The 12,189-nt window shown below is 66.7% G+C and carries 11 protein-coding genes; 1 reads left to right on the forward strand and 10 read right to left on the reverse strand.

Annotated features, from left to right (window positions below; genetic code table 11):
• The first annotated feature begins 61 nt into the window (after positions 1-61).
• Entirely contained in the window at positions 62-559 is a 498-nt protein-coding gene (locus ACGFIF_RS37320; protein ID WP_393161220.1) for a hypothetical protein, read from the forward strand.
• Positions 560-677: 118 nt separating this feature from the next.
• Here the strand turns inward: ACGFIF_RS37320 and ACGFIF_RS37325 are convergent, their stop codons facing one another.
• From ACGFIF_RS37325 to ACGFIF_RS37370, 10 genes are all read right to left on the reverse strand, one after another.
• Positions 678-2,042 (reverse strand): FAD-binding oxidoreductase, encoded by a 1,365-nt coding sequence (locus ACGFIF_RS37325; protein WP_393161222.1) that lies wholly within the window; start codon positions 2,040-2,042, stop codon positions 678-680.
• A gap of 241 nt (positions 2,043-2,283) precedes the next feature.
• Complete coding sequence (locus ACGFIF_RS37330; protein WP_393161224.1) at positions 2,284-2,964, reverse strand: GntR family transcriptional regulator; 681 nt, start codon at positions 2,962-2,964, stop codon at positions 2,284-2,286.
• 49 nt (positions 2,965-3,013) lie between these two features.
• Complete coding sequence (locus ACGFIF_RS37335) at positions 3,014-3,934, reverse strand: D-2-hydroxyacid dehydrogenase (protein ID WP_393161226.1); 921 nt, start codon at positions 3,932-3,934, stop codon at positions 3,014-3,016.
• Complete coding sequence (locus ACGFIF_RS37340) at positions 3,931-4,827, reverse strand: carbohydrate ABC transporter permease (protein WP_393161228.1); 897 nt, start codon at positions 4,825-4,827, stop codon at positions 3,931-3,933. Before ACGFIF_RS37340 ends, ACGFIF_RS37335 begins: the two co-directional genes overlap by 4 nt.
• The gene (locus ACGFIF_RS37345) at positions 4,827-5,726 is read right to left on the reverse strand and encodes a carbohydrate ABC transporter permease (RefSeq protein WP_393161230.1); all 900 of its coding nucleotides are present in this window, start codon (positions 5,724-5,726) and stop codon (positions 4,827-4,829) included. The genes ACGFIF_RS37340 and ACGFIF_RS37345 overlap by 1 nt, the downstream gene beginning before the upstream one ends.
• A complete protein-coding gene (locus ACGFIF_RS37350; protein WP_393161232.1) occupies positions 5,726-7,030 on the reverse strand; it encodes an ABC transporter substrate-binding protein in 1,305 nt (434 codons plus the stop codon). The genes ACGFIF_RS37345 and ACGFIF_RS37350 overlap by 1 nt, the downstream gene beginning before the upstream one ends.
• Positions 7,031-7,040: 10 nt before the next feature.
• On the reverse strand, positions 7,041-9,041 hold the full coding sequence (locus ACGFIF_RS37355; RefSeq protein ID WP_393161234.1) for an alpha-amylase family protein: 2,001 nt from the start codon (positions 9,039-9,041) through the stop codon (positions 7,041-7,043).
• Positions 9,038-9,886, reverse strand: a complete 849-nt coding sequence (locus ACGFIF_RS37360; RefSeq protein WP_393161236.1) for a 2-hydroxy-3-oxopropionate reductase — start codon at positions 9,884-9,886, stop codon at positions 9,038-9,040. Before ACGFIF_RS37360 ends, ACGFIF_RS37355 begins: the two co-directional genes overlap by 4 nt.
• Positions 9,883-10,572 carry a hypothetical protein gene (locus ACGFIF_RS37365; protein WP_393161238.1) on the reverse strand — a complete coding sequence of 230 codons (690 nt, stop codon included), beginning with the start codon at positions 10,570-10,572 and terminating at the stop codon, positions 9,883-9,885. The genes ACGFIF_RS37360 and ACGFIF_RS37365 overlap by 4 nt, the downstream gene beginning before the upstream one ends.
• The gene (locus tag ACGFIF_RS37370) at positions 10,569-11,951 is read right to left on the reverse strand and encodes an alpha-amylase family protein (RefSeq protein ID WP_393161240.1); all 1,383 of its coding nucleotides are present in this window, start codon (positions 11,949-11,951) and stop codon (positions 10,569-10,571) included. Before ACGFIF_RS37370 ends, ACGFIF_RS37365 begins: the two co-directional genes overlap by 4 nt.
• Positions 11,952-12,189 lie beyond the last annotated feature (238 nt).

Genomic DNA, 12,189 nt, shown 5'->3' on the forward strand with positions numbered 1-12,189 from the left:
CGCTGACTACCGCGACACCGACGGTACGACGGACCTCGGCGACGCCGACCGTACGACGGGCATGCCCGAAGCCGACCGTATGACGGGCACCGGCGAGGGCGGCCGCGCGACTGACGTGCGCGACGGCGACCGTACGGCGGACCTCCGCGACGGCGACCGTACGACTGGCGCCGGCGACGTCGACCCGACGACGCGGCGTGACGACGACCTGCGTGAGCCCGGCAGCGACTGGTCGGCCGACTCCGCCACAGGAGCTACGGCCGGAGGCACGACCGACGACCGCGGCACGGCGACCGGGCCGCTGGTGGCTGATGACGAGGCGGTCGACTTCCGGACCCGGTGGGAGGTCATCCAGCAAGGGTTCGTCGACGATCCGCGCCAGTCGGTGAGCGAAGCCGACAAGCTGGTCGACGATCTGCTCAAGCGCCTGTCGATGACCTTCGAGCAACAGCACCAGGGCCTCGAGAAGCAGTGGTCCGATGGCGAGCCTTCGACCGAGGACCTGCGCGCCGCGCTGCAGAAGTACCGTGCCTTCTTCCAGCGCCTCCTCGCGCTGTAAGACAAGTGCACCGGCTAGCCGTGTACGACAACACAGCTAGCCGACATGTGAAACTGAAAGACAACATGACAGTCCAGCCCGTACGGCGAGAACGCCGTACGGGCTGGCTGTTCGTTGCCTAGGGCGCGATGTTCTGGTTGAGGTGGAACAGGTTGCCCGGGTCGTACTTGCGCTTGACCTCGACCAGCCGGTCGTAGTTCTCCTTGTAGTTGTCCCGGATCCGGCCCTGGTCGTCCTCGGCCATGAAGTTGATGTAACCGCCGGACTCGGAGTGCGGCGCGACGTCGTCGTAGTACGACTTGACCCACTCGATGTTCGCGTCGTTCTCGGCCGGGTCCGGCCACATGCCCGCGATCACGGTCGCGAAGTTCGCGTCCCGGTAGGCGAACGCGGTCGCGCCCGGCGTCACCCGGTGGCAGGCGCCGTCGATCGGGTAGATGTGCACGGTCGAGTTCACCGCCGGCAGCCCGGGTGCGTGCCGCAGGTGTGCCTGGATCGCCTCGTCGGTCAGCTCGGTGACGAAGTTCGCCTTCCAGTAGTGCTGCAGCCCCGGCGGGACGAGTGCGTCGAAGGCGCTGTTCAGGGCCGGGTACGGCATCGGCCCGACCATCTCCGCGACCACCGGCGCGAACTCGCGGAACCGGGAGATCTCCGCCTCGCCCTGATCCGGATCGCCGGCCCAGCACCCGACGATCAGCGTGAACACGTCACCGTGCCGATCCTCCGGGATGAACGGCAGCGGCGGCGCGATCTGGAACGCCGGGAACCCGCCGAGCTGCTCGGGTGCGCCCCCGATCATGTCTCGGAACCCGGACACCACCGCGGCCGCGTCGGCCATCTCGAACAGCATCGGACCGCCGTAGATCGTCGACACCGGCGCCAGCTTGAACTCCAGCGCGGTCACGACCCCGAAGTTGCCGCCACCGCCGCGCAACGCCCAGAACAGGTCGTCGTTCTCCTTCTCGCTCGCGATCAGGAACTGCCCGTCCGCGGTCACCACATCAGCCGAGATCAGGTTGTCGCAGGCCAGCCCGAGCGCCCGGTCCAGGTACCCGATCCCGCCGCCGAGGGTGAGACCGCCGACGCCGGTGGTCGAGATGATGCCACCGGTCGACGCGAGCCCGAACGCGTGCGTCGCCGCGTTGAAGTCGCCCCAGGTCGCGCCGCCACCCGCGCGTGCGGTCCGGCTGACAGGGTTCACCCGGACATTGCGCATCCCGCTCAGGTCTACGACCACACCGTCGTCCACGGTGCCGAACGCGGGCACGCTGTGCCCTCCGCCGCGCACCGCCAGATCCAGTTCATTGGTCCGCGCGAACTCAACCGCGGCCATCACGTCGCCCGCATTCTCGCACCGCACCACGACCCGCGGACGTCTGTCGTGCATCGCGTTGTGGACCCGGCGCGCCTCGTCGTACCCCGCGTCGCCGTCGGTGAAGACCTGTCCCCTGGTGCGTTCCCTCAAGTTCTCGATCGTGCCCATGACCCCTCCACGGCCGTCACGTCAAGATCGGCGCCGCAGCCCGGCGCCGCACTGAAGCGCCTCAGCCGGCGCCACACAGACCAGCCGTCGCCGTCGAGCGCAGCGCGAACCCCACCCCAGAGAGCGTCTGAACCCCGACGGGCAGCCGGACCTCCCCCAGACCCGCCCGTTCCTCCCCGACCCTCCCGCGCAGGACGGGATTCGTCAATCCCCAGCGACACCGGCGGCGGTGACGACGTCCTTACGTCGTTGCGTTCAGGTCCTCGCTCAACGTGCTGAGGAGGCGGCTCTGGGCTTGTTCGAGGTGGTAGGTCATGTGCATGACGGCGATGCGGGGATCGCCGGCTTCGATTGCCTGGAGGATGGAGGCGTGCTCCTGCGCGACCGTGGACGGGTCGGCTTTGCGGTGGGCTTTGTACTGGCCCATGGTGAGGTGGACTTCGCCGATGATGAGTTCGTGCATGCGGGACAGTCGCCAGCTGTGGGCGCCGGCGACGAGCGCGGTGTGGAAGGCGATGTCCGCCTCGACCTGGTTCTCGAACAGCCGGTCGCGGGCGGCGTACTCGATCGCCACCTGCGCCCGGGCCGCCGGCTCAGGCACCTTGCCGATCTGGCCGAGCACGGACACCGCGGCCGTCTCGATCGTCATCCGGCTGAAGAACAGGTCGCGGATCTCGGCCTGGTCGAGCACCGGGACGACGGCCGTCTTGTGCGCCGTACGACGTAACAGGCCGAGCGCGGTCAGTCGCTCCAGCGCCGCCTTCGCGGTCGGCCGGGCGACGTTGTACTCGGAGGCGAGGCGGACCTCGGTGACCTTCTCCCCCTGCGGGATCTCGCCGTTCACGATCCGCTTGCGGACCGACTCGTACAGCGCATCGGTCAGCGAGGACGGCCCGAGCTCGAGGCTCGCTTCGGTACCCACAGCACCCCCTCCGGGTTTCAAAATGGTCACGCAAGTGTACTGTCCGCAATCAGTAGCCGGCGGCCTTGTCAACCACGTTGTGGAGAACTTCTCCGGCGACGAATCGGCGCAGGTTCTCGCGGACGATTTCGGCGCCGCGACGGGCGGTTCCGTGGCTGGTAGCGCCGTTGTGCGGTGTCACGATGACGTTCGGCAACGACCAGAACGGGCTGTCTGGGGGCAACGGTTCCACGCCGTGCGCGTCCAGGCCCGCACCCGCGATCTGCCCGTTCCGCAGCGCGTCCAGCAGGGCGTTGTCGTCCGCGATCCCACCGCGGGAGATGCAGATGAAGTACGCCGTCTCTTTCATCCGCGCGAACGCGTCCCGGTCGAAGACCCCGGCCGTCGAGGGCGTCCGCGGGGCCGTGACCACGACGAAGTCCGACTCCGCCAGCATCTGGTCGAGGTCGCAGAGCAGGTCGACGTACGGCGCCGGCTCCTCGACACGACGTCGTACGCCGAGCACACGCATGTGGAACGCCTGCGCCTTACGGGCCAAGTCGAGTCCGGCGTTGCCAAGTCCGTAAATGCCAACTGTCAGACCAGCCAACTCGCCATGCCTGTAGTGGTCCCACCGACGCTCCGCCTGGGCCCGCATCCAGCGCGGTACGTCCCGGCTGAGCATGAGCATCAGCAACATCGAGTGCTCGGCCAGCGAGATCCCGCCGTTACCGGCGCTCGACGTCAGTACGACGGGAGACGCCAGCATCTCCGGGGACAGATCGGCATCGACGCCGGCGGACGGGCTGTGCACCCAGCGCAGACGCGGCGCCTTCCGCAGGACCGCCGGGGGTACCCGTCCGATCACCGCCTCCATCTCACCCAACACATCGTCTGCCTCGTCCAACTGTCTGACAAAGCGCACTTCCACACCGTCACCAGCGACGTCGACGAGGTCCGGTGACTCCTTGCCGACGACAACGATGATCATTTGAGCCCCGTGGTGGCGATACCGCGGATCAGGTACTTCTGAGCGACCGCGAAGAAGATCAGGATCGGAATCAGTGACAGCAACGACATGGCGAACAGCATGCCCACCCCACTCTGGGTCTCGGAGTCGACCATGGAGTTCAGCGCCACCGGCACGGTGAACACCTGCGTCCTGGTCAGGTAGATCAACGGTACGAAGAAGTCGTTCCAGGTCCAGATGAAGGTGAAGATCGTCGTCGTCACCAACGCGGGTCGCATCAGCGGCAGGACGACGTACCAGAACGTCAGGAACGGTCCGGCCCCGTCGATCCAGGCGGCCCGGTCGAGCTCGCGCGGCAGGGTCCGGATGAACTGCACCATCAGGAAGATGAAGAACGCGTCGGTGGCCAAGAACTTCGGAATCAGTAGCGGCCAGTAGGTGTTCACCAGGCCGAGCTGGGAGAAGAAGATGTACTGCGGGATCACCAGCACGTGGAACGGCAGCATCACCGAGGCCAGCGTGATCGCGAAGTACACCTTCCGCATCTTGAACTGCAGCCGGGCCAGCGCGTACGCCGTCAACGAGCAGGAGAACAGATTGCCGGCGATCGACCCGATGGTGACCAGCAGCGAGTTCACGAAGAACACCGAGAACGGCCGGTTCAGCGCGTGCCAGCCGTCCTTGAAGTTCTCGAACGTCAGGTCGGTCGGGATGATGCCCGGCTCGGTCAGGATCTGGTCGGCCGGCTTGAACGCGCTGACCACCATCCAGACCAGCGGATAGATCATGAACGCCACGAACACCAGCAGCCCCGCGTGCTTGAACGCGGCCCGGATCCGGCGCTGGCGGACCGGCGCCGGGCTGCTGATCACCTCACCCGCGGCCAGTGTCTGTGTTGCAGTCGGGGTCGCCATCAGCTGTCTCCGTAGAAGACCCAGTACTTCGAGATCAGGAAGTGCACTGCGGTGATCGCGGCGATCGCGACCATCAGCACCCAAGCCAGTGCAGACGCGTAACCCATGTCGAAGGCAACGAACCCCTGCTGGTACACGTACAGCGTGTAGAACAGCGTCGAGTTGGCCGGACCTCCGGTCCCGCCGCTGACGATGTGAGCCTGGGTGAAGGTCTGGAACGCGCCGATTGTCTGCAAGATCAGATTGAAGAAGATGATCGGCGTCAGCAGCGGCACCGTGACATGCACGAACTGCTCAATTGTCCCCGCGCCGTCAACGCGAGCGGCCTCGTACAGCTCGTCCGGGATCTGCCGCAGACCGGCCAGGAAGATCACCATCGGCGACCCGAAGGTCCACACGTTCAGCACGATCAGAGTCGAGAGAGCAGTGCTGGGATTCTGCAGCCAGCTCTCGCCGTGGATCCCGATCAGCGCCAGACCCTTGTTGATCAGGCCGTCGTCGCCGAAGATCTCCCGCCAAAGGATGGCGATCGCGACACTCGACCCCAGCAACGACGGCAGGTAGAAAGCACTGCGGTAGAAGGCGAGCCCGCTCAGCCCGCGGTCGAGGATCAGCGCGAGCAACAACGCGAACCCGAGCTGCAACGGCACCGACACGAGCACGTAGACGAGCGTGACCCGGACCGACGCCCAGAACTGCTCGTCGTGGATCATCCGCTGGAAGTTCTCCAGCCCGGTCCACTCCGGCGCGTTCAGGATGTCGTAGTCGGTGAAGGCCAGGTACAGCGACGCGAACAGCGGTACGGCGGTGATGAGCAGGAAGCCGAGCTGCCACGGGATCAGGAAGATGTGAGCAGCCCGGCCCTGCCGGTTGAGATGGAAGACAGGCTTCCTTGTCATCATTGTGCTCTCTTGATACCGGCGGCAATCTCGTCGACCAGCTTCTTCGCGCCGTCCGGCACCGTGGTCCGGCCCAGCGCGATCTCCTCGCAGATGCGGCTGGTCGTCGTACGCCAGGTGCTCGATCCGGGCGGCGCCTCGTACCTCGGCTTGCGCTGCGCAGCCCGTTCCTTCTGGACCACCGCGAGCATCTCCTTCTCGTCCTGGCTCGCGAACGCCTGGGCCTGCTCGGCCACCTTCGGGTTGGTCGGCGCACCCATCGTCAGCCGGACCGTCTTCAGCATCTCGGGATTGTTGACGTTGTAGTCGAGCACCTTGCCGGCCGCCTCGAGGTTGGCGTCGTCGATCCGCTGGTAGATCGCCATCCGCGGGAAGTACAGGTACTTGTGTCCGTCCACCGCGGTCGGCGCGATCGGGGCCGCGCGCAACCGGAACCGCTCCTTCGGGAACATCTTCGCGTCGTCGATGATGTGGTTGGAGTTGCCGAAGTTGACCAGCACCTTCTTCCCCACCTGCGCCCAGTCCGGACCCATCCCCTCCTGCTCGCTGAGCGACAGCGCGGCACCGGCCTTGCGCAGCTTCTCCCACCAGTCGAGCCAGCTGCCCAGTCCGTCGACCGTGAACCCGACCTGACCGTCCTCGGTCCACAACTGTTCGCCACGCTGCCGAAGCCACGCCTCGAAGGTCAGGTCGTGATCGGGCGCGTACGGCGTACCCTTCCGCTTGCCGGGATTGTTTTTGCTGTAGGCAACGAGGAGCTCGGCCAGACTGTCCCAGGTCCACCCGGCTCCTTCGGCCGGAATCGTCACGCCGTCGGCCGTCGCGACAGTTTCGTTGTAGCGGACGACCGGGGTGAAGATTGCGAAGGGCAACGTGTTCAGCTCGCCGGCGAGCTTGAACGTTTCCAGGTCCTCCTTGCTGTAGTCGTCCCACTTGAACGTCGGGATGTCGTCCAGCTTCCGGTACAGCTTGCTCTTGTGGTACGTCATCACCTGCGGCGACGCGATCCAGAAGATGTCCGGTACGTCGCGGGCGGCGATCTGCGTCGTCATCCGCTCCTGGAAGGCGGTGTAGTCGGCGAACTCCGGCTCGATCGCGATCGACGGGTTCGCCGTACTGAACTGTTTCAGCGCCTTGGTGTAGTTCTGCTGCCGGATGCTGTTGCCCCACCACGCGTACCGCAGTGTGACATTGCCTCCTTCACCCGAAGGTCCGCCGCTGCTGCCGCTGCACCCCGAGACCGCTGCCACTCCGGTCGCGGTGCCCGTCGCCAGCGCGAGCTTGAGAAATCCTCGCCGATCCATCTCGCTCTCCTCACACACAGACCAGTACTTCGAACAACCCGATCTCCGGCACCCGCACTCGCCCGTCCGTCACCGGCAGCCGCTCACCCGACCGCAGCGCCTGAACTTCACGTACGCCGTCCGGCAGCCTCAGCTCAGCCGGACCGATCCGCACGGGCGGTGCGAATCGCTGGTCGGTATCCCCCGATCTGTTCAGCAGATGGACGACGGTCCCGGCCGCCGACCGGCCGAGCACGATCTCCACCTGCTCCGGCAGGTCCGTCTCCACCTGCGGCCCACCGGCCTTGATCACCTCGTCGACGAAGATCTCGCGATGCACGCTCAGACCGACCTCGCGATAGGACCGCCCGACGGTCCACGGCAACAACACGACCCGGCCGGGACCGTTCTGTTGCTCACGCCCGCGCTCGTGCCCGCGCTGGTGCCCGCGCCCGTCCTCGCGCCCGCGTCCGTGCCCGTCCTCGCGCCCGCGTCCGTGCTCGTCCTCGCGCCCGCCGCCCCGGATCACGCCCGGGTCCTCGTGCCCGCCGCTCCGGATCACGCCCGGGTGCTCCAGTTGCACATGCCCGTGGCACTTCTCCGGCGGCCCGTACGGCGCTCTGGACAGCGAGAGCAACCCGACCTCCGCGTCGGCGGCCGGCTCGACCACGTGGAAGGCACCGAACACCGGCACCCCGCCCTCGAGGTGCAGCGACCGTGTCGCCTCCTCGGTGTCATAACTGGCCAACTGTCTGACAGGTAGACATGCAAGCCTTGTGCTACCGGTTGCCACGACAGCTCCGCCGGCGTCGACATAGTGATCGATCACCGAATCGACCGGCCCGAGATCCGGCAGTACGACGACCCGGTAGCGGCTCAGGTCGACGTCGCCCAGTCGCTCCTGCGGTAGGACGTCGTACGGGATGTGGCACTGGAGCAGCGAAAGGTAGAGCCCCTGGAACTCCGCAGTGGATCCCGACGACGGCCTGACCAGCAACGTCTCCGCAGCCGGGACGAGGTCGGTGTACACGTCTGCGTGATCGCGGTGGAATCTCGTCAGTTCAATGGCAACTGTCAGACACGTGTACGGGCTGACGTTGGGCGTGCCCATGATGTACGTCGACGGGTTGGCGCCGCGAGCGATCGCCTGGACCAGGTACTGCGCGAAGTGGTTCGGATCCTCACTCGCCATCCTGTATGGCATGTCCACAAACCCGACCGAGTTGGCCAGCACGGGCACAGTCGGGCGATAGGTCTTCGCGGCGCTGACGCTCTCGCTGGTGCGGTGGTGCCACAGCGGCCGGCCGACGGCATTGTTCGCCTCGTGAAACACGATGTCGGCCTGGTCCCCGAGTACCAGCGGCGCCTCGGGTCGACGATCAGCGAGGTGCTGCCGGATCCGCCCGGTCAGGTCGGCCAGCACGCCTTTGGAGAAGCGCTGCCAGTCGTCGTACCTGGGTGAATCCTTGCCTTCCGGGAGCGGCTTGTCATACAAGCGCTCACAGCTGACACAGTGACAGACACCCCAGTAGCGACGGCTGTAGTCAACCTCGTTGAACGACATCCAGTTGCAGAAGAAGCCGTCGATCGGATACCGGTCGAGCACTTCGTCGAGTACGTCGAACAGCCTTGCCTGGTAGTAGTCACCGCTGGGACAGACACTTGTCAGGCCGTTGTACACCTGATGCTCGCCACTCGGTGCGACAAAGCACCAATCCGGATGCGCCTCGGCCCGGCGGTGGTCGATCTTGGAGAAGTCCATCCGGCCCATCACCCGGATCCCCCGCCGTCCGGCCGCCTTCACGGCATCGCCGACGAGGTCGCCGGACGGCCGCTCGGCCAAGTACGGGTTGCGGGTCTGGAAGTCGAGATCGGTCGGGTAGTTCGACAGGATCCCGCCCACGCTGAGGAGCCAGGTGTCGGCGCCGAACTCCACCAGGTAGTCCAGCACCTTCTCGACATCCAGACCGGCGTCGATCTCGCGCAGGTTGGTCTGGAACATCCGGAAGGGTTCGTGCCACCACAACCTCATGTGCGCCCCCTCCGCAACGTCTTGTAGAGCGCCGAGTGGTCCAGGTCGCCGTCCCCGTCCGCGATGGCCGCGTTCATCAGTTGCTGGGTCGCCGCGGTGTTCGGCAGGGCCAGATTGAGGTCGGCCGCGGCCTGGACCGCGAGGCCGAGATCCTTGCGGTGCAGGCGAATCCGGAACCCGGGATCGAACGTCTCCCGCACCATCCGCTCGCCATGCAGCTCGAGGATGCGCGAACTCGCGAACCCACCCATCAGAGCCTCGCGGACGACGGCCGGATCCGCGCCGGCCGCCTTCGCGAACGTCAGCGCCTCGGCCACGGCCTCGATGGTGAGGCCGACGACGATCTGGTTGGCGACCTTGGCGGTCTGGCCGGCTCCGGTGCCGCCGATCAGCGTGATGTTCTTACCGAGCGTCTCGAAGATCGGCCGCGCCCGGTCGAACACCTCCGGCCGCCCGCCGACCATGATCGTCAGCGTTGCCTCCCGCGCGCCGATCTCGCCGCCGGACACCGGCGCATCCAGGTAGTCGCAGCCGAGCTTCTCGATCCGCTGCCCGAAGTCGACGGTTGCCGTGGGCGAGATCGAACTCATGTCGATCACCAGCGACCCCGGCCGGAGCCCCTCGGCCACCCCGTCCGAACCGAACAGGGCATCCTCGACATCCGGTGTGTCCGGGACCATCAGGATGACGACGTCGGACCGCTCGGCCGCCTCGGCGGCGGACTGGCAGCGGTACGCGTCGACATCGGTGCGGCCGCGATAGACCGAGAGTTCGTGGCCGGCGGCAATCAGGTTGGCCGCCATCGGCCGACCCATCACGCCGAGCCCGACGAAGCCGATCCTCATTGGTTGCTCCAATCAACGTGCACGATCTCGAGCAGCCCCGCGGTCGGGATGACGATCTCGGCCCGGCCGTCCGCGATCGTCGGCTCGACATCCACCCCGGCGACGAGCAGGCGCGCCTTCACGTGGCGGTCGGGTACGGCGATCGACACGGTCTGCGGCGGCAGCGGCAGGGTCTCGCGGATCGGGCCGCGCATCGCCATCGGATTCGTGAGGTTGACCAAGGCAACGGCCATGCTCGTCTCACCCCGATGTACGGCGACATCCACGAGCCCGGCGCCTTCGACGGTTACCTCCGGCGTCTTGCCGAGCGCCCAGCCGACAGCGTTCGCGATCAGCCGGCCGTGGTCGGTCTGGAGCGCCTCCCAGAAGATCGCGCCGAGATTGAACGGGAAGTAGACGGTCCGGCCGCCGTTCGCGTTCTCGGTGCAGACCACCGCCGGCCGATCCGGCGCCTCCCGCTGATAGACCTCCTCCATCGGCAGATCCGGGAAGTCCGGGATGAAGCGGAACGGAACCACCGCGTCCGTCTCCACCCCTGGGCCGACTCCGAGATCCACCCGGAGATCCACCCCGAGGATGCGGGTACCGCCGATGATCCGGCTGGTGCCTTCGAACCCGCGGTTCAACGGATGCGAGTCCATCAACGCGATGTAGTTGTTCTTCACCGCACGACTCGGCTCGCTCAACCGGATGCCAGCGCTTCTCCCAGGCCGAAATCGGCCCGCGCTTGCCCGCGTTCGTCGTACAACGAGGTCTCGTACGCTGCCACGACTGAGCCACCGTTAGCGATGTACTCCTGTAAGACAAGACACTGTGCATCACTGAGTTGCTCGGCATTCGCGAGTACGACGACCTTGAACGGGCTGAGGCGCTCGGCCGACAGCACCTGGTCGGAGATGAACTCGAACGGGACGCGTGCTTCGACCAAGGCCTGGTAGAAGCCGTCCTCGTGATCGCCTCGGTGGTCGTTGCGGAGTTGGCCGGCTCGCGTCGGATCGAGCAGGGCGACCTCGGCGGTGATGCGGAGGTCCTTGAGCACGGGCTCGACGGCTGCGTGCAGGTTGAACGCCTCGACGATCGGTTCGACCCAACGCTGATCCGGCACGCTTGCGTTGAACTTCGTGAACCACGGCAGCGCGCCCTGGGCGAAACCATCGACGATCCAGGTCTTCACCTCCTCGGCGGGTGCGACCGAGTCCTTCCAGCGGTGTTGGTGATGCTCGGGACCAACGGACGTGATCAGGCGAACCGGACGGTCGGGGAAGACGCCGCGGTTGCGCTTGCCGTTGCGACCGGCGCCCCACGGCGCCTCGATCCCGGAGCGGCCCTGCTTGTCGATGATGAAGATCGGGTAGAGCCGCTCGGCCAGATCCCGGTCGAGATCGCGGGCGGCGAGGGCGCCGAGGTTGGGGATGAACCGCGCATGCGGGCGGACGTCGCGGACCGCCTGGTCCCAGATCCCGACCAGCTGACTCAGCCGTCTCCGCCGCCACTCGACGTACTCATGCCAGCCTTCGGCTTGCTCGGCGACCGGGAGTTCGAGACCCGTGTCGTCGCGGAACGACCGACGAGCCGCCTCACTGTAGGAGATGCCGTAGTACCCCTCCCACCGGTTGGCGAAGATCGCATCCACGTCGTACTCGCGGACGATCTCGCGCGCCACCTCGGTGATGAACTCGCGGTGGTACGACGTGAACGCACACGTCAGCCAGATGTCGGGATGCGCCCAGTGCTCGAGCGGGTTGCCGTCGATGTCGCGGGCCAACCACTCGGGGTGCGCGGTCGCCGCGTCGGCGTGGATCGCGTGCGGGTCGACGCGGGCCATCACGCTCATGCCGAGGCTGCGGGCGCCTTCGACCAGCGTGCCGAACGGGTCGGTGTCACCGAGGTACTTGCTGCGGTAGTGGTACTCGAGCTGTGTCGGGTAGTAGGCGATGTAGCCGCCGGCGCTGATGCAGGTCGCGTTCGACTTGCTGTCCCGCATCAGGTCCAACCAGAAGTCCGCGTCAAAATGCTCCGGATCGTCCTCGGCCAACGTGATCTGAGCCCACCGAGTAGCCGCCAACGGCCAATCCGCATCCCGAGCCCCGATGATCCGCCCGTCACCCACGGCTGTTGCTGTCGCCCTCGCAGCCGACAGAGCCTCAGCCTCCGCAGCCGTGGTCCCGGCGGCTGTCGTCCTCCCGGCGGAGCGGGGGTAGCGGGCGGTGGGTGTTGTCGTCCCGTTGTCGGCCGCGGGTCCACCGGTGGTGTCCGTTGGCCCGGCCTCTGTCGGCTGCGTTTGCGTGACTGTCGCCTGCTGC

Source organism: Kribbella sp. NPDC049174 (assembly GCF_043197365.1).
Lineage (GTDB): Bacteria > Actinomycetota > Actinomycetes > Propionibacteriales > Kribbellaceae > Kribbella.